This window comes from Pseudomonas sp. Z003-0.4C(8344-21), from assembly GCF_900104975.1.
Classification (GTDB): Bacteria; Pseudomonadota; Gammaproteobacteria; order Pseudomonadales; family Pseudomonadaceae; genus Aquipseudomonas; species Aquipseudomonas granadensis.
Genome location: NZ_LT629756.1, coordinates 5,239,241 through 5,262,784, shown reverse-complemented (window position 1 = coordinate 5,262,784; position 23,544 = coordinate 5,239,241). Strand labels below are relative to the sequence as shown.

Here is a 23,544-nt window from a genome sequence, read left to right as displayed (position 1 = left end):
TCCCTCAGAACTGGAAGTAAAGGAACGGCGAGAAACTTTGCGCCGAAAGTTTGAGAATCGAGGCAATGAACAACAGCAGGATCAGCCCGCGCATCACGTAGCGCGACCAGTCAGCGGTCCAGTAGGCCGGTTGCACCTGGGCTTCGACGCCGACGGTGTAGCCAGGTTCATGGATGCTCGCCGGGTTTTCGCCAGGCGCTGCCTTGATCATTCCAGGCGTGGCGGTGGCCGGGCCATCGGCCTCGACGTTGACCGCAGGTTTGGTCTTGGCCGGTGGCTGATTGGTGTACAGATCACGCAGGCCAAAGAACGCCAGGGTTACGTAAGCCACCACCAGGGTTGCCACTTGCAGACCGGTCAGGCTGGCCTGATTGAGTTCCGACAGCGACCAGTCGCCGAAGCTGAACATTGCGCCGTACATACGCCCGGCAACGTGCAGGTTCTCGGCACGGAAGATCACCCAGCCCATCACCACGAGCAGGAAGGTCAGCGCCCAGCGGATCGGGTTGAGGCTGCGCGGCGAAGTGTTCAGGCCCAGCGCTTTTTCGATCGCCAGCCACATGCCGTGCCAGGCGCCCCAGATGATGTAAGTGATGTTCGCGCCGTGCCACAGACCACCCAGGAGCATGGTCAGGAACAGGTTGCGATAGGTCATCAGCGTGCCTTTACGGTTACCGCCGAGGGTGATGTACAGATAGTCACGCAGCCAGGTCGACAGGCTGATGTGCCAGCGGCGCCAGAACTCGGTGATCGACTGGCTGATGTACGGCTGCTTGAAGTTTTCCATGAAGCGGAAACCCATCATCAAGCCCAGGCCGATGGCCATGTCGCTGTAACCGGAGAAGTCGAAGTACAGCTGCGCGGTGTACGCCAGCGCGCCGAGCCAGGCATCGCCGGTGGTCGGGTTTTGCAGGGCGAAGCAATGGTCCGCAACCACGGCGAGGGTGTCGGCGATGAAGACCTTCTTGATGAAACCCTGCATGAACCGGGTGCAGCCCTCGGAGAATTTGTCGAGGGTGTGCGTGCGGTTGTTGAACTGGTCGGCCAGATCGCGGAAGCGCAGCACCGGGCCGGCAATCAGGTGCGGGAAGATCGCCACGAACGCTGCGAAGTCGATCAGGTTGCGCGTCGCCGGGGTGTCACCACGGTACACGTCGATGATGTAGCTGATCGATTCGAAGATGTAGAACGAAATACCGATCGGCAACAGCACGTGCGTGAGGATGAACGGCTCCAGACCCACCGACGTCATCATCGCGTTGATGCTGTCGACACCGAAGTTGGCGTACTTGAAGTAGCCAAGGATGCACAGGTCGACAGCCACGCCGAGCAGCAGCCAGCGCTGGGCCGGTTTGGTCCTGACGCCGGCGGCGCCGACTTTCAGGCCGATCCAGTAGTTCCACAGCGTGACGGCCGCGAACAGCGCAAGGAAGTCCACACGCCACCAGGCGTAGAACACGTAGCTGGCGATCAGCAGCAGCAGGTTGCGATAGCGTTGCCCGCTCAAGTAGTACAAGCCGAGAAAGATCGGCAAGAACAGAAACAGGAACACGTTGGATGAAAATACCATCCCGATCTCTCCATGTTTGAACCAACAGTCAAGGGCCAAAGCCCCCCCAAACCCCCCGTGGTAGTGGAGGGGTGACACAGTGTTTGCTTGAGGTCGGGGCTGGCCTTCAGACCGCGCCCCTCACCCCCCGCCCTCTCCCGGAGGGAGAGGGAGCCTGATCTCCATGATTTTCAGAAAAGGAGATCGACTCGGTATTTCTTTTTGCCGCCAATCGAGTTGTTCAAAACCTGCGACGACCCGGTATTTCATTTCGGCGTAACTCGCATGGCCACCTCGGTCAGTTCCCTCTCCCTCCGGAAGAGGGCTAGGGTGAGGGGCTTTTGCTCTTCGCCTGTCAGGAACCCTTATTGCCCTTTTCATGAGACGGGTCATAAACCTTGGTCAGGTCCCCGCCGAGGCGGAAGGTCTTGAACGGTTGCATGTCGCGTTTCTTCTCGATCACATCCGGCGCGCAGGTGTAGAGCGTGCAGAACGGTTCGAGCCAGGCGAATTTCATGTCCTCTTTCAGGTCGGTCATGTCCTGCTCTTTGCCGTTCTTCTCTTCGAACTCATCCGGGTCTTTCACCCCGGACAACACCCGATCACCGAGACGCTTGAGCGCTGAATTGTTTTCCTGACGCAGATCGACCCCGTTGACCTGGGCGAAACTGGCGATCATCGCCAGTGGCGGCAGGGCGTAGTTGTGATAGGCGAGGGCGCGTTGCTGGCGCTTGAGCTCATTGGGCAGGTAGCCGTCGGCATCGACCTGATTGACGCCGACCTTGTATTCCTTCACGGCCCAGTCGAACAGGTCGCGGCGGTTGGTGGCGACGGCGGTGGCCATCACCGACCAGGCAGCCCAGTACGAGTGGTTGTTGGTTTTTTCCAGCGGCAGGTTGTCCCAGTCGCTGACCACCTGATCGGCCATTTTGCTGAACCACGCCTCGATCAACTGCGCTTCCTGCTGATGCTGCGCGAGTGGATGCGAGTCGGAGAACTTCAGGCGAATGTACGAAGACGCCATGCTGCCCAGCGCCCATTTGCGCATCGACTTGCCGGTGTGGTTGAAGTCTTTCGACATCAAGGCATCAGCCTTGGCCCACGCGGTCAGCCAGTTCAGCGTGCATTCGAGCTGTTCCGGGCGACCATCGCGCATGAACTGCATGACGCGCTTGGCGGTGCCGCGCTCCAGCGTGGTGATGTCTTTGGTGGTGTCGCGAAAGGCTTTTTCCGACTGCACGTTCAGCGTCGCGCGGGCCTTGTCCGACCCTTCGTACTTGCTGCGAAATTGCAGCGGCCCGGTGTACGGCGCTGGCATCGCATCGCAACCGTCGCTTTTGTCGCCGCTCTTGAATTTATCCACCGGGGCGAAGTAGCCCTGTGGCGGACGCAGTGGCGCGGCGGCCTGGGTGGCCCCGGCGAACATCGCCAGGGTCAGCAGGGAAGGCGCGAGCAGGTGTTTGATCGTTCGATTTCGCATAGCAGACCTCATTGCCCAAGCTGCGCGGTCTGTTGACCGACGCCCGGGAATACGTTGCGTTTGCAGATTTTCGCTTCGACTTTCTGTGGCGCGGCGCCGGGCTTGGCTTCAGGCCCCTGGACTTCAACGGCCAGCAGGTTTTGCGAGGCCCAGTCTTCGTCCGTGCGCAGCTCAAAGGCGAAACGACCGTCGGTGTCGGAGGTTTCCGGTTTCTCGATCTTGATGTCCTCGTGGCGACCGTTCATGTACCAGAGGGTGGCTTGCAGGGTTTTCACCGACGTGTCGGCGAAGCGGATGTCGACCTGATGGTTGGCGTTCTGCAGATTCAGGTTCTTGCTGTTGACCATCAGTTCCTGTTTGCTGCCCGGCTTCAACGTGGCGCTGCCGGTCATCTGTGCGTCTTTGCCTTCGCAGCCGTTATCGAGCAAGGCCATCATCTGGCGATAGATGGTTTCCTGGTCGAGGCGATACAGCGGCGAGAATTCCCAGATGAGAATCTTCGGTGGCGACTTCTGGAATTCCTCGCTGCCCAGGTATTGCAGCATCGAACCTTCAAAACCGCCGCCGGGGAAGGCGACGTTGAGGATGTCGGCGCCGATGGCTTCTTCGAGGAAACCGGCGAAGTTGTAGTTCTTGCCGCTGTGCGAAGTGCCGACCAGAGTGATCTGCGGATTGCCGGAATCGCCGAACAGGTCGCCGTCACCCGCTTCGCCTTTCGGCTCGGTGGTGAACTGGTCCATGTACTGGATCGCGTAACTGGTGCCACACAGTTGCCCGGCCATGTTGTGCAGGGTGCCGGTCTTGCCCATGCGCCCGGACTTCTTGGTCTCGAACTCACGCTTGGGAATGTCGGCGAAGGCCGGGATCTGCTTGACCTTCTCAGCGACGATTTTTGCCGTGCGCTGGGCACCATAAGGCGTCCAGTGCTGGTCGCCACGGAAGTAGAAATCGTGGGCGGGCAGGGTGTCCGGCAGCGATTCGTTGGTCAGCGGCGACAGGTCCGGCACCACGTAACCCATCTTGGCGAAACGGCCGAGCATGGTCTTGTAGTTGCCCAGCGCTTTCTCGTAATCGAACGCGGCTTTTTCCTGCGGGTTGAGCTTGTTGCGGTTCACCAGGCCACGGGTCGGCTGGTAAACGATCACCAGCTCGACGCCTTTGCTCTTGAACGCATCGTGCAGTTGCTGCAGGCGCTTGTAGCCGGCCGGCGTGGTGTTGAACTCGGTGCGCAGGTCTTCCTGGGTCCGGAACAGCCAGTCGCCCTGGGCCTGCACCAGCGTGGTGAAATTCTGCTGATAACGCGTGGTGTAGTTCTTCGCATCATGGGCGGCCGGGCACAGGTTGCAGCATGGCTCGGCGGTGAATTTCGGCGGCGCGGCCGTTTCACTGCCAGCGTCGGCACGCGCGTTGCCGGCGGCGAGAATGCCAAGGGTCAGGGCCGAGAGGCTGAGCAGTTTGATCATGTGTGGGTGCATAAAAATTATCCTCAGTCCCGCATTTCGGTCTGGCGTTCGACAGGGTCGATCAGCACGGCTTTCTGCTGGCGCACCAGCAAGTCGAGAATTTCATCCTGGCGCTCGCCGAGGATGCCGTTGAAGCTGATGCCGCTGGATTTGGTCGGCGCCAGCATCGACACGCGATACAACTCGACACTCAACGGCGAATCGATCGACAGCGGGCCGCTGCCATTGGCCGCCAGTTCGCCGCCGACGACGATCAGCGAGACCTGGGCATCGAACGGGTCGAGCTTGATGTCACGGTCGGTGTCGGTCAGGTCCTTGATGTGCCCGTAGACGCCGGTCAGGCCGTTGGCCATGGCGATGTTTTCGTAGAGGCGAATGTTCACGCTGTTACGAATACGGATGCCGTGACGCCGGTTGCTGATGACCTTGTTGCCCCACAACAGGTTGTCGGCAGACTCATAGAGCGTGATGCCGTCGGTGTGGTTCTTGTAGATCTCGTTGTAGGCAATGATGTTGTTGATGCTGTTACGGTCGATCACCAGGCCCGACAACTTGTTGTCGTAGCTCTTGTTGTTGAAGATGAAGCTGTCGTTGACCTCACGGGAAATAATGATCCCGTGCTTCTTCTTCGTACCGTACACGGTGTTCTCGGCAATGATCAGCCGGTGCGAACGGTCGTGCGGGTCGATGCCGTAGACGATGTTGTCTTTGTAGGTGTTGCCCTTGACCACAAAGTCGCTGGTTTCGTAGCAGTAGAAGCCGTACCACATGTCCGAGAACTCGGAGCCGACGATCCAGCCAGTCGGTTCAGGACGCTTGAGCACCTTGGCCATGTTCGGCGTGTACTGGGAAATACTCACCCCGTACGACTTACTGTTGGCGTAGCCGAAGCTGGCCATCTTGCTGTTGACGATGTAGGTCTCGGTGCCACCCCAGGCGAGCAGGAACGGACGGAATTCCTTCGGCGAACGGAAGGTTGCCGGGCCGTTGTCCTTCTCGCGCCAGCCAGTGACTTTGGTGTCACGCACAAACAATTGGCCGTCGTTGACCAGGAACGAACCGGCCTCTTGGGACAGACGCAGTTCCTGGGTCTGACCGTCGATTTCGAGGATGCCTTTCTCGCCGACCACGATCGGCAGTCTGGCCAGGTACACGCCTGGAGCGGTCTCGCTGAAGTACTGCTTGGGCAGTTTCTTCGCCAGATCCTTGAGGTTCATGTAGCCGTCGTCGATGAAGATCGCCTGCGGGATGCCGTGCTGACGCACCACCCATTCGGCCATCTTGTTATCGCCGCCGATGAAGTCCTTCAGGGCGTTTTCCTGCATCATCCGGCGCACGCTGATCTTGCCCGGCTTGCTGCGCACGATCTTCGCCGCAGCGGCTTCGGCGGTGAAACCGGAAAGGTCAGGCAGGGTCGGTTTGGCCAGTTGCAGCGCCTCGGTCGGCGCGCTGCTGACGGTGTAGGTCTTGGCCTGTTGCAGCTCTTTGGTCACAGTGGCCGGCTTGCCCGCCTGGGGCGCGACCGGTTCCACGTTGGCAAAGGCGCCAGCGCTGGCCAGCAGCATCGCGCCGGCCAGCAGGCTGAGTGAGCCTGTTCTGGTGCTGATCATGTCGGGCACTCCCTTGGCGGTTTGCATCAGAAGCGCCAGATCACGTCGATGAATGCGCGGTGCATGTACGAATCGACCTGGCTGCCATAGGCATCGCCCGGCTTGAACACACCGCCACGGAAACGCACCAGCGCCGAAGGCTCGTCGATCGACTGGCTCAACGCCGCTGGCAACAGGCCCTGCTTGAAGTACTTGGTGACGACCAGGTCCATCTCCTGACCCAGATCCTTGTTGCCGTCTTCAAGCGGCAGCGAGGTGCTGGAAAGGATCGCGCCGGTGACGTCGTCGGTGTTGTTTTCCACGGCGTTGATGCCGTTGCTGCCCACCGGCTTGTTGCCGTCGACACGCCAGAACTTGTGGTAGATCAGGCTGGCGTCGTATTCGTCGTTGACCATCCACGAACCGAACAGGGTCGCGGTCTGCATGTTGTTCATTTCGCCGCGGAACGCTTCACCGAAACGGTGTACGCGCGAACGAGTACCGGTGTAGTTGGAGCGGTTGCTCTCCAGACCGTTCTGTTCGTAATCGGCGCTGGCGCGGGCATAGGCACCGCCGACTTGCCACTGCGGATCGAGGCGCAGACGCACACCGACATCGGCCGCCCAGCCGCTGATGTCATCGCTGCGCTTGGCTTGTGCAGGACGGCTGCCATCGGCGTTCAGCGCGTTGACCGTGTCACGGTCGCCGCTCATGCCGGTGATGCTGCCCCAGTAGTTGACGGTGTTGGTGTTGCGCCAGTTGTAGGCGTCGCTGTCGGCGGTCAGGCCGATCCAGCTGATGTCGCCGTTTTCGGTCTTGTCCAGCGAATCACGCGCTACACCCGGTTCGGCGTAATCGAGCTTGCCGTCATCGTGGGTGTGGTGACCGCGAATGCCGACCCACTGGCCCGGCGTCCACTGGTAAGCGGCGTCGGCGTAGGCGTGCAGGCGATCCTTGTCTTTGGGCGCCAGCTCTTTCAAATCGGTGCGGTATTCGCTGAAGCGCTCGGCAACACCGGCGTTGGCACGCAGCAGGGTGGTGTCGAAGGTCCAGTTCAGCGCTTCGATGTTGGTGTCGCGCCATTGGCCGTCGTCATTGCGCAGACGCTGCCGACCGAACTTGAGGATCTCGCCAGGATAGGGCGTGAAGCCGCTGTAGCCGACCCAGAATTCGCGCATCGCCAGGTAGTTTTTCTTGGTTTCGCGATCACCGCTGTCGGTGGTTTGTGCACCGTCGGATTGTTGCAGGGTGTCGGTCTCGATGATGTCGGTCGAGGTCACAGCCTGGCCCATGGCGTAGGCGCTCCACGCGCCGCTTTCGCCGTAGATCCACGGACGCAGATCAAGGCCGACGCCGTTGACGTCGCCGCCACGGGCGGTGCCGAGGTCGCGGTCGTCTTCGGACTGGCCGGTGAGTTTCACTTCCAGGCCGAAGTTCTTGCTTTCAGTCATCGCGGCCAGTGTCGGGCAAGACCAGATCAGCGCGAAAGTGAGGCCAATGCCGGCCTTCACGAATGGGTTCAGCTTCATAGTTTTTCCTCGCCGTCTTCTTCTTGCAGGGCGTGCAGTTGCAGCGTGTTCGGGTTCAGCGAGCCACGGCTGGCTTGCTCTTGTTGCAGCAGGCGGCGAGCTTCAGGCAGACGCTCGGGCGGCAGCTGCGCCTCAAGGGTCGCTGCCAGCTCAGCGGCTTGCGGAGTGTTTTGCACCTTGGCCAATTGGCTGAAGACGTAGGCGTTCAGTGGGTCGGGCTTGGTGCCTTTGCCTTGGGAAAACAGTTGGGCAATGGCGAAGTCGGCGCTGTTCTGACCGTTGCGCGCAGCGGTCAGCAAATGGTCGAGGGCCTTCTGCGGATAGACCTTGCCCAGGTAGCCACGGCGATAGATCTGGCCGAGGTAGTAATCGGCGGCGACCTCACGGCCCACGGCTTTCTGGAAATGTTCCTCGGCGACTTTCGCGTCGGCCGGGACCAGTTTGCCTTCGTAGTAGACCTTGCCCAGCAAAAGCTCGGCGCGTGGCTGGTCGGCGGCGCGGCCGTTGTCCAGGTACTTCATCATCTGATCGACGTCGCCCAGTTCCGGGAAATCGTAGAGCAGTTGCGCGAGGCTGACCCACGCCGCCGGGTAGCCCGGAGCGATCGGTTCGAGCAGTGACTGCGCGGTTTTCTCGTCAGTCTTGCCCAGGGTCGAATCGGCGAGCACGCGGGCGACCGAGTCAACGCGCTGGGCGGTGACGGTGCCACGGCTGTAACCGGCCTGCATCTGCTTGATCAGCTCGGCCTGTTGGTCCGGCTGGCCACGTTTCTGGTAAACGGTGGCCAGTTCGACGTAGCAGATGTCGGTGGTGTTGAGCGCGGCCTTGCAGATTTTTTCCACGTCATCCAGGTGCTGGTCGTAGGTGCCCTGGGTGCGATACAGCAGCACCTGGGCCAGACCGGCTTCCGGGTAACCGGCCTTGCGCCACTGATCGATCTGCTGCTGAGCGTTGATGTTGGGGAAGCTGTGCGGGTATTGCAGATACAGCATCGCCAGCGGGATCAACGTGTTGCCTTCGCCATTGGCGGCGGCTTTTTTCAGCAGGGTTTCAGCTTCGTGGTGCTCGGCTTCGGTGGAGCCCGGTTTGGCCACCAGCAGACGACCGAGACGGGCCTGGGCACGCGGCGACACGCTGGCCGCGGCGCGGTAAGTCGCTTCGGCCTGTTTCATTTGTGCCGGGTCGCGGCTGTCGACCTGGATATCCGCCAGGCCGACTTGCGCCTCGCTGTAACCCAGGTCGGCCAGTTGCTGGTAGTTCTGCGCAGCGGTGGCGGTGTCGCCACGCTTGAGCGCTTCGTTGGCCAGACGCTGGTCGGGCAGACCGGCGCAACCGGCCAGAGAAACTGCCAATGCCAGCGAGCACACCATCAATCCCTTGTGGGAGCCAGCCTGCTGGCGATTCAGGCGACGCGGTGTTTCAGCTGTACCGCGCTGATCCAATCGCTGGCAGGCCAGCTCCCACAGGGATCGCGGTGTGTTCAGGATGGGTGGAGTAGTCACAGGCATGTCCTCGACTTAAAGACCGGCAGCCATGGCTTTGTCGATCAGCCAGTTCAGGTTCGGGCCACGGTCGCTGTTCACTTCCACCGGGCGGCCGGCGAAGCTGCTGTCGAGCGGCTCGTCAGGCTGGATCTGCACGCGGATGTCGGAGGACAGGTCGGCGCTCTTCAGGCTGGTGCTGCTGACGATCTTGCCGGTGCGGGTCTTGTCTTCGCCGGCGATCTGGAAGCTCACTGGCGTACCCGGACGCACGTCGCCGAACTGGCGATAGGAGAAGCGTGCATCAACGGTGGCCTGGGTGTTGCGCGGCACCAGTTGGAAGATCACGTCGCCCTTGCTCGCGTACTGACCGTCGGCGACCAGTTGCTGGGCCACGGTGCAGTCGCACGGCGAGGTCAGGGTGCCGGTCATCTGCTTGCCGAACAGTTCTTCAACCTTGGCCGGGGCCAGTTGGTCTTCGGCCAGATGACCCTTGAGCACATCGAGCATGCTGGTGCTGAAGGTCGCCAGCGGCGCGCCTTTGGCGGCAACGCCGTCGGATTTGACCAGGCTCTGCACGGTGCCGTCACGCGGCATGGTGATGTTCATTCCTGGCACGCTGACCAGACCAGCCTGGGCGTGGCTGACGAAGTACATGCCGTACACCGATTTGAAGATGAAACCGGCTGCGACCAGACCGACAGCGAAAATACCGGCGCTGAACGTCACCGCTTTCAGACGGCCGAACGCGGTCATGCCGGTGTCGTTGCTCTTGTTCTTGCGTGCCTTGGTGAAGTTGTCGCGCTGCAGGGTCGCCAGCACTTCGCCGATGCTGACGATGTCGCCGGCCAGATGCGAAGTGATCAGGTGGCGCAGGGTGGAAATGTCCTGCGGCTCGAGGTTCTGGAACTGGCAGCCGGCGCGGCCGGTGGCGCGATCGAAGGAGCGCACCTGCAGTTCAACGTCCATGGCCAGGCCGAGGTTGTCGATGACAAATTGCAGACGCGCCTTGTACACCTCGCCGATGGTCAGCGGCATCTGCCCGGCGTTGAACGCCAGACCGCCAGCCGACAGGTCCAATACCCGCGCTTCGACCGGAGTCCGGTCAGGGCCGAAGAAACGCAGCTTGGCCGGGATTTTCACGCGAGCGTGCTGGCGCTGGGCTTCGGATTCATGCACTACGTTGACGTTGACGGCGGTATTCATAGGGGCGATTTCCTTGTTAATTCAATAGGAGCGGGTCAGACCATCATCAGCAGCACGGCGACAAAAATGCTGCCGGCGGAGAAGGTCATGGTCCGAGACGACCAGGTGTTGAACCAACGTTGAAAGCTGGCGAGGTCACGGGTCAGGGAAGTGGGCTGGCGAGTCCACGATTGTTGGTCGAGGCGGAAGAACACGTAGATCTTCACCAGCGCGCCAACGATCTGGTTGTAATACAGAATCGCCGGGTAAGCCGGGCCGATGCGGTGGCCGGAACACGACAGCAACAGCGTCAGGATCAGGCGGGTGATACCGATCCACAGCAGGTACACGAGGATGAACGCGGTGCCGTACTTGAAGCTGGCGATCAGCGCTACGGTCAGGCCGAGCAGCGAAGTCCACATCGACACACGCTGGTCGAACAGCACCACCGAAGTGAATGCGCCGAGACGACGGATACCCAGGCCCAGTGCACGCGAGTTCTGCCGCAGGTTGTTGCCGTACCAGCGGAACATCAGCTTGCGGCTGGCCTTGATGAAGCTCTTTTCCGGCGGGTGTTCAACGGTGTTGATCGCCGCGTCCGGCACGTAGAAGGTGTCGTAACCCAGGCGCATCAGGCTGAACCAGCTCGATTTGTCGTCACCGGTCAGGAATTTGAAGCGGCCCAGGCGCCAGTGTTGCAGCGAGTCGCTTTCAACGTCGGCGATGAATTCCGGATTGGTCACCACGGACGCTTTGAACACCGACATACGACCGGTCATGGTCAGTACGCGCTTGGACAAAGCCATCGAGCACATGTTGATGTGGCGCTGGGCGAAACGCAGCTTGTGCCATTCGCTCATGATGTAGCCGCCGCGCACTTCGCAGAATTCGTTGGTGGTCAGGCCGCCGACGTTGCCGAACAGCTGGAACCACGGCACGGTCTTGCGCACGACGCCTTCACCGAGCACGGTGTCGCCGTCGATCACGGCCACTACGGCACGGTCGTCCGGCAGGTGACGGGAGATCGCGCGGAAACCGAAGGCCAGGCCGTCGCGCTTGCCGGTGCCGGGAATGCGCACGAAGTCGAGCTTGACCCGCTCCGGCGGGTTCATCCGTGCCCACAGCGCCTTGACCAGCAGCTCGTCGGACATTTCCACGATCGAGCAGACAATGGTGGTCGGCAGATCGCAGTCGATGGCTTCGCGGATCACCGAGCTGTAGACCTGCGCTGTGGTCAGCGCGTCAATACGGAAACTGGTGACCATCAGAAACACATGCGATGGATCGGCGGCCTTGCCCAGCTTGCGCACTTTGCGGCGCAGGTGCGGGTAGACGATGTAGAGAAAAATCATGCCGCGCACAAAGTGCGTTGCACCCATCGAGTAGCGCCAGATACCCACGGCGCCAATCAGGAAAATGAAGTCCTTCGACTCGGAGTCGAATGTGGACGTGGGCAGCATCAAGGCCAGGCCCATCAGCAGACTGAGATAAAAAAGCCAGCCGGCTGATTGCAGAAAAAAATGTTTGAGCTTGGTCATAACCGTCATCCGAAGGTAAGGGAAGCCGCAAGTTGCAAGCTTCAAGCTGCAAGCCAATCGCGTTGACTTGCAGCTCGACGCTTGTCGCTTGGCGCTGCGTTACCAGCAAATACCTTCGGTGCGGCTACCGGCGCTGGTGGCCTTGGACATGAAGCCCACCAGGTCGATGACTTGCTTGCCCTGCGGCGCTTCCTGGGCCAGCGAACGGAATTTCTCGTCGCGGTTGCCGAGGATGATCACGTCGGAGTTGTCGATCACCGAATCGAAGTCCGAGTTGAGCAGGGACGATACGTGCGGGATCTTCGACTCGATGTAGTCTTTGTTCGCGCCGTGAACACGGGCGTACTCGACGTTGCTGTCGTAGATGCTCAGGTCGTAACCCTTGCCGATCAGCATTTCGGCCAATTCGACCAGCGGGCTTTCGCGCAGGTCGTCAGTGCCGGCCTTGAAGCTCAGACCGAGCAGGGCGACTTTGCGTTTTTCATGGCTTTCAACGATGTCAAAAGCGTTCTGCACTTGCGATTCGTTGCTGCGCATCAGCGAGTTCAGCAGCGGCGCTTCGACGTCCAGGGAACCGGCGCGGTAGGTCAGGGCGCGGACGTCTTTTGGCAGGCACGAGCCGCCGAAAGCGAAGCCTGGGCGCATGTAGTACTGAGACAGGTTGAGGGTCTTGTCCTGGCAGACCACTTCCATCACTTCACGGCCATCGACGCCGACCGCTTTGGCGATGTTGCCGATCTCGTTGGCGAAGGTCACTTTGGTCGCGTGCCAGACGTTGCAGGTGTACTTGATCATTTCGGCAACGGCGATGTCCTTGCGGATGATCGGTGCGTCGAGTTCTTCGTACAGCGATTGCAGAACGTCACCGGAGGCGGTGTCGAACTCGCCGATGACCGTCATCGGTGGCTGATCGTAGTCGGCGATCGCAGTGGATTCGCGCAGGAACTCAGGGTTGACCGCAACGCCGAAGTCGACGCCGGCTTTCTTGCCCGAGCAGTCTTCGAGAATCGGGATCACCACGTTGGCAACGGTACCCGGCAGAACGGTGCTGCGCACGACGATGGTGTGACGGGTGGTTTTTTCACGCAGAACAAAACCGATCTCGCGGCATACCGCTTCGATGTAGTTGAGTTCCAGGTCGCCGTTCTTTTTGCTCGGTGTACCGACGCAGATCATCGACAGGTCGGTGTCGCGAATGGCTTCGGCGAAGTTGGTCGTGCCGCGCAGACGACCGGTCTGGATTCCCTGTTGTAGAAGTTCGCCCAGACCCGGTTCAACGATCGGCGATTTACCGGCGTTGATCATGTCGATCTTGTCTTTGGCAACATCGACGCCAACTACGTCATGGCCCCGTGCAGACAGGCAACCGGCACATACTGCGCCAACGTAACCCAAACCAAATATGCTGATGCGCATCGCAATTACCTCTGTATATATCAGGCCTTAGAGGCCGGAGTTAATGGTGTTCAGCGGACACTAGTGCACTCGAAAGTGCGGCTTACAGGCGCCACAATGCCGTGTGCAGGCATACTAAGTTTCGAGTGTCTAAATAAGTGCACTCAAGATGTGCGCAACCAGGCCTTATTGTTATGACTTGCCCTGTTATGCAGCGGATCTTCTTTCTGAAGACTCTTGTGCAATCGTCTTGCGCGCTTGATGCGGAGATGAAAATCCCTGTAAATCAAGCGGTTCAGTGCTCAGGCGAGCACGTTTAAAGGGTACGACCATGGCCTTTGCAGGGGATATCAATGGTGCGTATCGCCTGTCCATCGTTTCGTTTTCAGACCCGTTAGTCATCTAGTCAAGTTGCTGTGACAAGTTGGTTACATGGCTATCAGTCCTGCGTAAGTTATCTCGTACAAACTCGCCGAGAATCGTTACCGGTGGTATGAGCTACGCATTTGGACATAGTTCCAGCCCGCTCATCGTGCCACCTGAAATTTTTTGAAATATTGGTAAAGATGGCACTGCTTTCAATTTGATAGCACTAGCGATTTCGCCCTTTAGTTCTGGGGCTATAAGCGTGCTAGATAGTTTTGTGCCACTACTGCAAAAAAATTTAGGTGCCACTACTGAAAAAACTGACGAGTGTCGAGTGAAAGAATTCTTAGAAAAGACAGGGGTATTTTTTTGGCGCCATTAAACTGGCGAAATGCGGCGGGGGATTTCTGACATCGTGCGAGGTGCACGACTCTGGATGAAAAGAGTCGTGCATTGGGCATGCTTTATTCCGGGGCGTGATCGCGCAGAAATACCAGATTGTCGGGTTTCGACTGCTCGGCGCTGTAGCGATAACCCTGCACATCGAAGTGCTTGAGTTGCGTCGGATCGTTGATCTTTTCCTGGATCACGAAACGGCTCATCAGACCGCGGGCTTTTTTCGCGTAGAAACTGATGATCTTGTACTGGCCGTTCTTCTGATCCTTGAACTCGGTATTGATGATCCGCGCGTTCAGGGCGGTGCGTTTGACGGCCGAGAAGTACTCGTTGGATGCCAGGTTGAGCAGCACATCATCGCCTTGTTCGGCCAGCGCTTCGTTGAGCCATTCGCTGATACGCGTGCCCCAGAAGGCATACAGGTCTTTGCCTCGGGCGTTGGCCAGTTTGGTGCCCATTTCCAGGCGATAGGCTTGCATCAGGTCGAGGGGGCGCAGCAAACCATAGAGGCCGGAAAGCATGCGCAGGTGCTTTTGCGCGTAATCGAAATCGGCTTCGCTGAAAGATTGCGCGTCCAGACCGGTGTAGACGTCGCCTTTGAAGGCGAGCAATGCCTGCTTGGCATTCTCTGGCGTGAAGGCCGGCGTCCAGCTACCGAAACGCGCGGCATTGAGGCCGCCGATCTTGTCCGATACGTGCATCAGCTCGCTGATCTGCGCCGGGCTCAGCTCGCGCAATTGCTGGATCAGTTCCTGGGAATGGTCCAGGTATTGCGGCTGGGTAAAGCGCTGGGTCGCCGGCGGTGTTTCGTAGTCGAGGGTCTTGGCGGGGGAAATCACCATCAGCATGAAGTCGTCTCCTTTAATCGTGGGGCGATTCTAGGGGGTTGGCGGGGTTGACTCCAGCTATGGGGGTCATAGGTCGGTGCAAGGGCCCAGGATTTGCGACGGTCGGTGGATCTTTTCCCTCACCCCAGCCCTCTCCCGGAGGGAGAGGGGGCCGATCTTCGCTGGTTTCTAAATTTGGGTTCGACTCGGTAGTTCAGGTAGGCGGATATCGAAAGAACGACTCGGTCGGCTCCCTCTCCCCCGGGAGAGGGCTGGGGTGAGGGTAGCGACCTTGAGCCGTGCACATCAGCTATAGTGCCGCGCGGGTTTTGTTATGGAGACGTCCCCTTGCGCATTGTTCTTTTATTCACCGCCTGGCTGTTGAGTTTCGCTGCCGTCGCCGCGCCCGGCGATCCGGCGACGCTGGACCGCAGCACCTGGCCAGAACAGCTCAGCAGCCCGACGCTGTTTGACGTCGCGTCACGCGCAGAAATTCTGATGTTTGCCCGTGGCCTGCTCGGCACCGAGTCGATCGACGAGGCCGCGCTGGCCCAGCGCCTTGGGCTGCGCACGGTCAATATCGACGCGGTCAATCAATTGCGCCAACGTCTCTGGCAGCGCCTGCTCGCCAATTACAACCATGCCCAGCAAAGCTGCGACCAGGACGCCTCGTTCTGCTTTCTCGTCGAGGACCTGCCGACGCTGCGTGAGCAAGCCGCCAAGTTCGTGGTCAGCGACGACAGCTATTACACCAAGTGGGCCGAACCGAGCCGGATCTTCCATCTGCAATATCTGGATGAACTGCTGCGCAAGGCTGCGCTGTTTCCGCAAACCAGCAGCGAAGTCGATCGTTTCGGCGACTATGAGCGCAACGGCGACGACATGCACGATCGCCTGTTTCTGCTGACCTTCGACAGCGCCGCCAACGTCCAACCGGACAACACCGACTGGCTCACCGAGTACCTGCGCAAATCCAATATGAGCGGCACGTTCTTCGTATTGGGCAAGGATATTCAGGCGCGGCTGGCTGATCGTTCGGTCAGCAGCCTGCAAGCGAGTTTTTCGACCCAGTGCGTAGGCGTGCAAGGCTGGGAGTTCCGCTCCCACAGCCACTGGCAGGACTGGCAGGACTCGGTGCGGCGCAGCGCCGATCTGGTGAAAAACAAACTGCCGGAAAACTACGTGCCGCTGTTCCGCCCGCCCGAAGGCCAGCGTCGCAGCGATGCGCAAGGCTTCTTCAACTCCCAGGGCCTGCAAGTTGCCCTGTGGGACATTGATGCTCAGGACGGCGCTGGCAGGCTCAAGGGCCCGGCGAGCGCGCAGCGAGTCCTGACCCTGATGCTGTTATGGCGCCACGGTGTGATCAATTTCAACATGAAACAGGATGCGGTGAAGACCTCGTTGCCGTGGCTGATCACGCAAACCGCGCAAAGCGGCATCGGCTGGGAAGACTGTCAGGACGCGTTTCGATGAAAATGGCAAGGGGCCCGGAAACATGGGGCTTAGGGCGATTTTCAAGAGGAATTCGATGCAGGCGGACTTCCGACTTTAGCGGTGTCTGGTGAGTCCGCCAAGGGCTTTTCGTCACTCTGCAAAATAAACTTAAAAAAACCGTCAAAGTACTTTTTTATGTCATCGGTTTTGGAGTATTACGAAGACAGACCGCCGAAACCTGCAACACAGGTGGCGTCTTCCAAGACCCGTTTGTTTGCAGTCACTTGAATCTCCGCAGGTGAGATTTCGGCAGTCACTTCGAGGCGCAGCACCGCTCAGGTATTGCGTCTACTGGCTCTGACATAGGTGACCGAGTATGGATGATCACGGACGTAGCCCTTCCTCCAACCAGCCAATCCTGTATGTACTCGATACCAACGTATTGATTCACGATCCAAACGCCCTGCTGAATTTCGAAGAACACCACGTTGCCATCCCGATGACCGTGCTCGAAGAGCTCGACAAGCTCAAGAGCGGGCACCACAGCGTTGCCGCCGAATGCCGCCAGGCCATCCGGCTGATCGACAAGACCCTGGGCGATGCGTCTCCCGAAGACGTCGAACTGGGCGTGCCGATCCAGCGCGGCAAGGGCGGCCCGAAGGGCTTGCTGTCAATTCTGATGAGCAAGCAGGCCGAATCGAACCTGATTCTGCCCGAGCATCTGAACGACAACAAAATCATCAACCAACTGATCGACCTGCACGCCCGCGACCCGCAAAAGCCAGTGGTGCTGGTCACCAAAGACATCAACATGCGCCTCAAGGCGCGCGCCTGCGGCATCGATGCCGAGGATTACAGCACCGACCAGTTGGTCGATGACGTGTCCCTGCTGCCCAATGGCTACCACACCATGACCGGCTCGTTCTGGGACCGCGTGAGCAAGGTCGACACCCGCCAGGATCACGGCCGCACCTGGCATCAAGTGCAACTGATCGACAACCTGCCGGCAGTGCACATCAACGAGTTCATCATCGACGAACAGGGTTTCGTCGGCTGGATCAAAGAGATCGATGAAGCCAAGTTGCTGATCCTCGATTTGCATCAGGAACCGCTGTTGCACCAGGAAGCCTGGGGGCTCAAGCCACGCGACATCTACCAAAGCCTGGCGCTGTACGCGCTGCTCGACCCGGACATTCACCTGGTCAACCTGTCCGGCGCTGCCGGTTCCGGTAAAACCATTCTGGCCCTGGCCGCGGCGATCGAGCAGACCATGGTCAGCAAGCGCTACCGGCGCATCATCGCCACCCGCAGCGTGCAGGGCCTGGACCAGGAAATCGGCTTCCTGCCCGGCACCGAAGCGGAAAAAATGGAGCCTTGGCTGGGCGCCATCACCGACAACCTCGAAGCCTTGCACATGGATGACGAAAACACCCATGGCAGCGTCGATTACATCCTCAGCAAAGTGCCGTTGCAGTTCAAATCGCTCAACTACATTCGCGGTCGCAGCTTCCAGCAGAGCCTGATCCTGATCGACGAATGCCAGAACCTGACGCCGCACCAGATGAAAACCATCATCACCCGTGCCGGCGCCGGTTCGAAAGTGGTGTGCCTGGGCAACCTCGCACAGATCGACACTCCCTACCTGTCCGCGACCAGTTCCGGGCTGACCTACCTGACCGAACGCTTCAAGGATTTCCCCAACGGTGTGCACATCACCCTGCAAGGGGTGCCTCGCTCGATTCTGGCCGAATACGCCGAATCTCATCTGTAACGCCTCAAACGAAACCGGGCGGCCCTCAAGCCGCCCGGTTTTTTTATGCCGAACACAAAACCAATGTAGGAGTGAGCCTGCTCGCGATAGCGGTGCATCAGCCACCATGAATGCTGAATGTCATACCGCTATCGCGAGCAGGCTCACTCCTACAGGGATTTAGGGTGAGGCGGTAATCGCGCTCGCGGATATCTGACCCACGGGTTTACAATCCACGCTCCTGATCAGGAGTAATTCCGTGCTGACTCATCTCGATTCCCAAGGTCGCGCCAACATGGTCGACGTCACCGAAAAAGCCGTGACGTTCCGTGAAGCGACAGCCCAAGCGCTGGTGCGCATGCTCCCTGAAACCCTGCAGATGATCGTCAGCGGCGGCCATCCCAAGGGTGATGTATTCGCCGTGGCGCGCATTGCCGGGATTCAGGCGGCGAAGAAAACCAGCGATCTGATTCCGCTGTGCCATCCGCTGATGCTCACCGGCGTCAAGGTCGAGCTGAGCGCCGAAGGTGAAGACAGCGTGCGCATTATTGCCCGCTGCAAGCTCTCCGGGCAGACCGGCGTGGAGATGGAAGCGCTGACCGCCGCCAGCGTCGCCGCCCTGACCATCTACGACATGTGCAAAGCCGTGGACCGCGGCATGACCATCGAAAGCGTGCGCCTGCTGGAAAAAGTCGGCGGCAAGAGCGGCCACTTTCAGGCGGAGCAGCCATGAACCTGACCGTGAAATTTTTCGCTCGATACCGTGAAGCGCTGGGCGTCGACTCGGTAAAGGTTGAAGGCGATTTCGCCACGATTGACGACGTGCGCAGCCTGTTGGCGCAACGTGACGGCGCCGAGGTGTTGCGCGAGCAGAACCTGATGTGCGCCCGCAACGAAGATCTCTGTCAGCTCGACGAGCCGGTAGCCGACGGCGACGAAGTGGCGTTTTTCCCCACCGTGACCGGAGGCTGAGCCATGGCGATTCGCGTGCAGGCCACGCCGTTCGATCCAGGTGCTGAGGTCAATGCCATGCATGCGGCCAACGTCGGCGTCGGCGCGGTGGTGAGTTTTGTCGGTTATGTCCGCGACTTCAACGACGGCCTCGACGTGGCAGGGATGTTTCTCGAGCACTATCCGGGCATGACCGAAAAAGCCCTGGGCAAGATCGCTATCGAAGCCGAACAGCGCTGGCCGCTGCTGAAGCTGGAAGTGTTGCATCGCATCGGCGCGCTGGAGCCGGGCGAGCCGATCGTCTTCGTCGGCGCCGCCAGCGCTCATCGCCAGGCCGCCTTCGACGCCTGCGCCTTCGTCATGGACTACCTGAAAACCCGCGCGCCGTTTTGGAAGAAAGAAAACACCAGCGACGGCCCGCGTTGGGTGGAGGGGCGGGACAGTGATCATGCGGCGGCGGATCGCTGGAAAAAGTAACTCCTCTAGCGCCTTCAAATCCGCCATCGCTGGCAAGCCAGCTCCCACAGGGTTTGCGTCGTGCACCTGTTTTTTATGCACTGCTGCAACTGTGGGAGCTGGCTTGCCAGCGATTGCGCCATCTGCAACACCAAAAACCTCGAAGACACTCTCTCGTACCTGATTGACGATTTGTACCTTTGAGTCCAGTATGGATTTCCAAGTACAAAAAAGCTGCTGTCTTGCCGCTTATTGCCCGTCGCTTGTAACTGCTCTTCTTCGCCAAACCAACAACAACCCCGCGAGAGAACGAACATGAAGAAACTCCCCCTCATCACCGGCCTGGCCCTCAGTCTGTTGGCCTGCGCCAGCGCCTTCGCCGCCGAGAAAACCCTGCGCATCGGCATTGAAGCCGCTTACCCGCCATTCGCCTCGAAAACCGACAAGGGCGAAATCGTCGGTTTCGACTACGACATCGGTAATGCCCTCTGCGCGCAAATGAAGGTCAAGTGTGTATGGGTCGAGGGTGAATTCGACGGGCTGATTCCATCGCTGAAAGTGAAAAAGATCGACATGGCCCTGTCGTCGATGACCATCAACGAAGATCGCAAGAAGTCGGTGGATTTCACCCACAAGTATTACTTCACGTCTTCGCGTCTGGTGATGAAAGAAGGCGCCAGCGTCGATGATCAATACGCCAGCCTCAAGGGCAAGAATGTCGGCGTCCAGCGCGCGACCACCACTGATCGGTTTGCCACCGAGGTGTTCGAGCCCAAGGGCGTCAACGTCAAGCGCTACAGCAACAATGAAGAGATCTACATGGATCTCGCGGCAGGGCGGCTCGACGCGATTTTTGCCGACACCATTCCGCTGAATGACTTTCTATCGATGCCTCGCGGCAAGGGCTATGCGTTTGTAGGGCCGGAGCTGAAGGATCCGAAGTATGTCGGCGAAGGCGCGGGGATTGCGGTGCGCAAAGGCAACTCGGAACTGGTCAGCCAGTTGAACGGGGCCATCGATGGCATTCGTGCGAGTGGCGAGTATCAGAAGATTTCCGAGAAGTATTTCAACACCGATATCTACGGCGATTGATAGTCCGCTATCGCTGGCAAGCCAGCTCCCACAGGATTTGTGAACGCCACAAAACCCCTGTGGGAGCTGGCTTGCCAGCGATGGGGCCGCACCTGCCAATGCAGATATCTAGCCCTTCACTTCCTTCAAATGCTTGTACACCGTCGCCCGCCCCATATTCAGCACATTGGCCACATAGTTCGAGGCGCTCTTGCCCTTGAACGCACCCTCGGCGTGCAGCGCCAGCACCAGTTCACGTTTGTGATCGCGGTTCAGCACATTCAGGCTCAACTGGCGTTCGCGCAGCCAGGCATGCAGGAAGGTGTTGATGCGTTCCTGCCAGTCATCGCGAAACAGTGAGTCCGGTTGCGGGATCAGTTTGCTCGGTGAGAGGAACAGATCGAGCGCTGCCTTGGCATTTTCAAACAATGAAATATTCAGGTTGATGCACAGCACCGCCAGCGGTGCGCCTTCGCTGTCGCGCAGGACGCTGCTCAGGCTGCGGATCTTCTGACCGTCCCAATTGAGCTTTTCGTACGGGCCGATGTTGCGATCGCTGACATCCTCGCTGAGCATGTCTTCCAGTGACGAATCGTCGCCGATCTCGCGTTTTGACAGGTTGTTGGCGATGTAGTCGACCTTCTGCGTTCGCAGGTCATGCAACACCACTTCGGCATGCGGGAAAAACAGCGTGGCGATGGCATCGGCGATGGCGCGGAAGTTATCCAGCGCCGGGTCGAGTTCGGGGGCGGTCATGACAGTGGAGCTCCAGGCAGCGTCAACGCCTCCGTGATCAGGAGGCGCAGGGAGTGTGCCGCAATCCGTGGCGCGCGTCACCGCAGGGATTCAGCGCAGGCGAGCAGGGGAGAGCATGGCGCTGTTCAGCCCGAATTGCTGCAGGTGTTCGGGCAGTGGCTGGCCACGCACCAGTGCCGCGCTGGCCTGGCCCATCGCCGGCGACGTCTGAATGCCGTAGCCACCCTGCGCCGCCACCCAGAACAACCCCGGCACCCGCGGATCGAAACCGCTGAGCAAATCGCCGTCGGCGACAAAGCTGCGCAACCCGGCCCAGGTGCGGGTCGGGCGGCGAATGGTCAGGGTGGTGGCTTCTTCGATCTGATAGATGCCCATGGCGATGTCCAGTTCTTCGGGCTGGACATCATGCGGTTCGACCGGATCGGCGTTGGCCGGCGAGCCAAGAAACATCCCAGCGTCGGGCTTCATGTAAAAGGACTCGTCGAGGCTGACCAGCATCGGCCAGTGATGAATATCGACGCCCTCAGGCCCGGCGAAGATGAACGCGGCACGGCGTTTCGGTTGCAGGCCCAGCGCAGTTGCACCGGCCATAGTGCCGATCTTGTCGGCCCAGGCGCCGGCGGCGTTGATGATCACCGGGGCGCTGAACGTCTGGCCGTTGGTTTGAACGTGCCACAAACCTTCGGCGTCGCGGCTCAGGCCGAGCACTTCACAGTCGGTGTGCACTTCGCCGTTGTGGCGGCGGATGCCGCGCAGGTAACCCTGATGCAGAGCATCGGTATCGATATCGCTGGCGCTCGGATCGTAGATTGCGCCGTGGACTTTTTCCCGGCGCAGAATCGGCAGGCGCGCGCAGGCTTCGTCGGCGCTGAGCAGTTGCATCTGCGGCACGGTGGCTTTGGCGCTGAGGTATTGGTTGTTCAATTCGGCGGCGTCACCGGTGAAATCCACAGTCATTTCGCCGCGTGGCGTCAGCAATGGGTGTTCGCAGAAACCGGCCGGTGGATGGTCGAAAAACGCACGGCTGGCTTGAGTCAGCGCGCGCACCTGTGGCGTGCCATAAGCCGCGGTGAACAGCGCGGCGGAGCGGCCAGTGGAGTGATAGGCCGGATGGGATTCACGCTCGAGGACAATGACTTTGGCGTGTGGTGACAGCCAGAAACCGGTGGAAGCGCCAGCAATTCCGCCGCCGATGATGATGAAATCTGCCTGGTTCATAAGGGGCTCCGGTGTGTACACCATATTCAGAAATTGCACTGTCCCCTGTAGGAGTGAGCCTGCTCGCGATAGCGATCTATCATTCAACGATGCATCGTCTGATATACCGCGATCGCGAGCAGGCTCACTCCTACAGGGGCTTTGTGCGTTCAGTGATGAAGGTGATAAATGGCATTGGCCAGGGCAATGTCCTCCAGCCCCAAACCGATCGAGCGAAAAAACACATGACGCCGGTAATCGGGACGCTGCACCTTCTCGCTGAGCAGATCCGCCAGGTCGCCCACAATTGAATCTTTGCTCCAGCCATGCTGCTCAGCCGCAATCAGCATTTCACCCGCCGAACCTGGTGTGGTCAGACGATAGTCGCAGAACACCAGCATGTCGTTGAGGTTTTGCGGCGGCACTTCGTGCGCGCGCGGGGCGTTGGTGCTGATCGAGGTAATCAGTGCCGGTCTGCTCAACTCGGCCGGCTCGATCACCGGCCCGGCGGACGACGTGCACAGCATGATGACGTCTGCATCAGCGAGAGCGGTTTCGCGGCTAGCGGCGATTTTCAGCCTCGGCGCGATGGCTTTCAATGCGGCCTGTGTTTCAGCATCTTCCAGCAAGGAGGGCGAATACACGCTGATGCTTTGCCAGTCGCGCAACGGTTTCACATAGTGCAGATGCGCCTGGGCAACCTTGCCGCTGCCGATTATTGCCAGCCGTGTAGCGTTTACGGGGGCAAGGGCGTCGATCGCCACAGCGGTGGTCGCCGCAGTCCGCGCGGTGGTCAGTTCGCCGGCATCGCACAGCAACAGTGGCTGGCCGGTTTGCATCGACATCAGCAGTGTCCACGCTGTCACCAGCGCGCCTTGCTCGCGGACGATGTACGGCGAAGTCTTCACGCCGTACACGCCGTCTTCGGCCAGCACTCCCAGATAGTTGATGAAATCGCCGGCGCCTTGCGGAAATTCCACCCATTGCTGCGCCGGCTGCACGGCGCTGCCGGCCGCAAGATCGCGGAACAGCTTGCGCAAAATCTGCGGCACATCGATCTGGGCCAGCAGTTCACGAGCCTGGGCCTGGTCGATCACGTAGGGCGTGCTGGACATGATGCGCTCCGAAATT

General features: G+C 59.7%; 19 protein-coding genes. 6 read left to right on the top strand and 13 right to left on the bottom strand.

Annotation, left to right across the window (positions count from 1 at the left end):
- Positions 1 to 4: 4 nt before the first annotated feature.
- From BLU24_RS23805 to yaaA, 10 genes are all read right to left on the bottom strand, one after another.
- Complete coding sequence (locus tag BLU24_RS23805; RefSeq protein ID WP_090281859.1) at positions 5 to 1,570, bottom strand: MBOAT family O-acyltransferase; 1,566 nt, start codon at positions 1,568 to 1,570, stop codon at positions 5 to 7.
- A gap of 334 nt (positions 1,571 to 1,904) precedes the next feature.
- The gene (locus BLU24_RS23800; protein WP_093104574.1) at positions 1,905 to 3,029 is read right to left on the bottom strand and encodes a mannuronate-specific alginate lyase; all 1,125 of its coding nucleotides are present in this window, start codon (positions 3,027 to 3,029) and stop codon (positions 1,905 to 1,907) included.
- Between the two features lie 8 nt (positions 3,030 to 3,037).
- The gene (locus BLU24_RS23795; protein WP_093104573.1) at positions 3,038 to 4,504 is read right to left on the bottom strand and encodes an alginate O-acetyltransferase; all 1,467 of its coding nucleotides are present in this window, start codon (positions 4,502 to 4,504) and stop codon (positions 3,038 to 3,040) included.
- An 11-nt stretch (positions 4,505 to 4,515) separates the two neighbouring features.
- Positions 4,516 to 6,102, bottom strand: coding sequence for a mannuronan 5-epimerase AlgG (algG, locus tag BLU24_RS23790; protein WP_093106921.1), 1,587 nt, complete (start codon positions 6,100 to 6,102; stop codon positions 4,516 to 4,518).
- A gap of 26 nt (positions 6,103 to 6,128) precedes the next feature.
- Positions 6,129 to 7,610 (bottom strand): alginate export family protein, encoded by a 1,482-nt coding sequence (locus tag BLU24_RS23785; RefSeq protein ID WP_090281862.1) that lies wholly within the window; start codon positions 7,608 to 7,610, stop codon positions 6,129 to 6,131.
- Positions 7,607 to 9,118, bottom strand: coding sequence for an alginate biosynthesis TPR repeat lipoprotein AlgK (gene algK, locus BLU24_RS23780; protein WP_269458768.1), 1,512 nt, complete (start codon positions 9,116 to 9,118; stop codon positions 7,607 to 7,609). The genes BLU24_RS23785 and algK overlap by 4 nt, the downstream gene beginning before the upstream one ends.
- 9 nt (positions 9,119 to 9,127) lie before the next feature.
- Positions 9,128 to 10,297 carry an alginate biosynthesis protein Alg44 gene (locus BLU24_RS23775; RefSeq protein WP_090281864.1) on the bottom strand — a complete coding sequence of 390 codons (1,170 nt, stop codon included), beginning with the start codon at positions 10,295 to 10,297 and terminating at the stop codon, positions 9,128 to 9,130.
- A gap of 35 nt (positions 10,298 to 10,332) precedes the next feature.
- A complete protein-coding gene (alg8, locus tag BLU24_RS23770; RefSeq protein WP_172833293.1) occupies positions 10,333 to 11,814 on the bottom strand; it encodes a mannuronan synthase in 1,482 nt (493 codons plus the stop codon).
- 99 nt (positions 11,815 to 11,913) lie between these two features.
- Positions 11,914 to 13,230, bottom strand: a complete 1,317-nt coding sequence (locus tag BLU24_RS23765) for a nucleotide sugar dehydrogenase (RefSeq protein ID WP_016771595.1) — start codon at positions 13,228 to 13,230, stop codon at positions 11,914 to 11,916.
- Between the two features lie 809 nt (positions 13,231 to 14,039).
- Entirely contained in the window at positions 14,040 to 14,819 is a 780-nt protein-coding gene (gene yaaA / locus BLU24_RS23760) for a peroxide stress protein YaaA (protein ID WP_093104568.1), read from the bottom strand.
- Positions 14,820 to 15,146: 327 nt separating this feature from the next.
- On the opposite strand from yaaA, the gene BLU24_RS23755 reads away from it, so the two are divergent.
- From BLU24_RS23755 to BLU24_RS23725, 6 genes are all read left to right on the top strand, one after another.
- A complete protein-coding gene (locus BLU24_RS23755; protein ID WP_093104565.1) occupies positions 15,147 to 16,271 on the top strand; it encodes a polysaccharide deacetylase family protein in 1,125 nt (374 codons plus the stop codon).
- Between the two features lie 337 nt (positions 16,272 to 16,608).
- Complete coding sequence (locus tag BLU24_RS23750) at positions 16,609 to 18,003, top strand: PhoH family protein (protein WP_090281867.1); 1,395 nt, start codon at positions 16,609 to 16,611, stop codon at positions 18,001 to 18,003.
- A 238-nt stretch (positions 18,004 to 18,241) separates the two neighbouring features.
- A complete protein-coding gene (moaC, locus tag BLU24_RS23745) occupies positions 18,242 to 18,715 on the top strand; it encodes a cyclic pyranopterin monophosphate synthase MoaC (RefSeq protein ID WP_093104563.1) in 474 nt (157 codons plus the stop codon).
- Positions 18,712 to 18,954, top strand: coding sequence for a MoaD/ThiS family protein (locus BLU24_RS23740; RefSeq protein ID WP_093104551.1), 243 nt, complete (start codon positions 18,712 to 18,714; stop codon positions 18,952 to 18,954). The genes moaC and BLU24_RS23740 overlap by 4 nt, the downstream gene beginning before the upstream one ends.
- A 3-nt stretch (positions 18,955 to 18,957) precedes the next feature.
- Positions 18,958 to 19,410 carry a molybdopterin synthase catalytic subunit MoaE gene (gene moaE / locus BLU24_RS23735; RefSeq protein ID WP_038357637.1) on the top strand — a complete coding sequence of 151 codons (453 nt, stop codon included), beginning with the start codon at positions 18,958 to 18,960 and terminating at the stop codon, positions 19,408 to 19,410.
- A 294-nt stretch (positions 19,411 to 19,704) separates the two neighbouring features.
- Positions 19,705 to 20,481 (top strand): ABC transporter substrate-binding protein, encoded by a 777-nt coding sequence (locus BLU24_RS23725; RefSeq protein ID WP_093104546.1) that lies wholly within the window; start codon positions 19,705 to 19,707, stop codon positions 20,479 to 20,481.
- 108 nt (positions 20,482 to 20,589) lie between these two features.
- Here the strand turns inward: BLU24_RS23725 and BLU24_RS23720 are convergent, their stop codons facing one another.
- The 3 genes from BLU24_RS23720 to BLU24_RS23710 form a co-directional block, all read right to left on the bottom strand.
- On the bottom strand, positions 20,590 to 21,216 hold the full coding sequence (locus tag BLU24_RS23720) for a helix-turn-helix transcriptional regulator (protein ID WP_093104544.1): 627 nt from the start codon (positions 21,214 to 21,216) through the stop codon (positions 20,590 to 20,592).
- A gap of 90 nt (positions 21,217 to 21,306) precedes the next feature.
- Entirely contained in the window at positions 21,307 to 22,434 is a 1,128-nt protein-coding gene (locus tag BLU24_RS23715; protein ID WP_090281872.1) for an NAD(P)/FAD-dependent oxidoreductase, read from the bottom strand.
- Positions 22,435 to 22,583: 149 nt separating this feature from the next.
- On the bottom strand, positions 22,584 to 23,528 hold the full coding sequence (locus BLU24_RS23710) for an ornithine cyclodeaminase family protein (protein ID WP_093104540.1): 945 nt from the start codon (positions 23,526 to 23,528) through the stop codon (positions 22,584 to 22,586).
- Positions 23,529 to 23,544: the final 16 nt, after the last annotated feature.

Bases quoted from the DNA above. Each gene is read 5' to 3' on its own strand.
- BLU24_RS23800 (WP_093104574.1), bottom strand. From the start codon at position 3,029: ATGCGAAATCGAACGATCAAACACCTGCTCGCGCCTTCCCTGCTGACC.
- BLU24_RS23805 (WP_090281859.1), bottom strand. From the start codon at position 1,570: ATGGTATTTTCATCCAACGTGTTCCTGTTTCTGTTCTTGCCGATCTTT.
- BLU24_RS23750 (WP_090281867.1), top strand. From the start codon at position 16,609: ATGGATGATCACGGACGTAGCCCTTCCTCCAACCAGCCAATCCTGTAT.
- moaE (WP_038357637.1), top strand. From the start codon at position 18,958: ATGGCGATTCGCGTGCAGGCCACGCCGTTCGATCCAGGTGCTGAGGTC.
- BLU24_RS23785 (WP_090281862.1), bottom strand. From the start codon at position 7,610: ATGAAGCTGAACCCATTCGTGAAGGCCGGCATTGGCCTCACTTTCGCG.
- BLU24_RS23725 (WP_093104546.1), top strand. From the start codon at position 19,705: ATGAAGAAACTCCCCCTCATCACCGGCCTGGCCCTCAGTCTGTTGGCC.
- BLU24_RS23795 (WP_093104573.1), bottom strand. From the start codon at position 4,504: ATGCACCCACACATGATCAAACTGCTCAGCCTCTCGGCCCTGACCCTT.
- BLU24_RS23775 (WP_090281864.1), bottom strand. From the start codon at position 10,297: ATGAATACCGCCGTCAACGTCAACGTAGTGCATGAATCCGAAGCCCAG.
- BLU24_RS23715 (WP_090281872.1), bottom strand. From the start codon at position 22,434: ATGAACCAGGCAGATTTCATCATCATCGGCGGCGGAATTGCTGGCGCT.
- BLU24_RS23710 (WP_093104540.1), bottom strand. From the start codon at position 23,528: ATGTCCAGCACGCCCTACGTGATCGACCAGGCCCAGGCTCGTGAACTG.
- BLU24_RS23765 (WP_016771595.1), bottom strand. From the start codon at position 13,230: ATGCGCATCAGCATATTTGGTTTGGGTTACGTTGGCGCAGTATGTGCC.
- BLU24_RS23740 (WP_093104551.1), top strand. From the start codon at position 18,712: ATGAACCTGACCGTGAAATTTTTCGCTCGATACCGTGAAGCGCTGGGC.
- algG (WP_093106921.1), bottom strand. From the start codon at position 6,102: ATGATCAGCACCAGAACAGGCTCACTCAGCCTGCTGGCCGGCGCGATG.
- BLU24_RS23720 (WP_093104544.1), bottom strand. From the start codon at position 21,216: ATGACCGCCCCCGAACTCGACCCGGCGCTGGATAACTTCCGCGCCATC.
- algK (WP_269458768.1), bottom strand. From the start codon at position 9,118: ATGCCTGTGACTACTCCACCCATCCTGAACACACCGCGATCCCTGTGG.
- alg8 (WP_172833293.1), bottom strand. From the start codon at position 11,814: ATGACCAAGCTCAAACATTTTTTTCTGCAATCAGCCGGCTGGCTTTTT.
- yaaA (WP_093104568.1), bottom strand. From the start codon at position 14,819: ATGCTGATGGTGATTTCCCCCGCCAAGACCCTCGACTACGAAACACCG.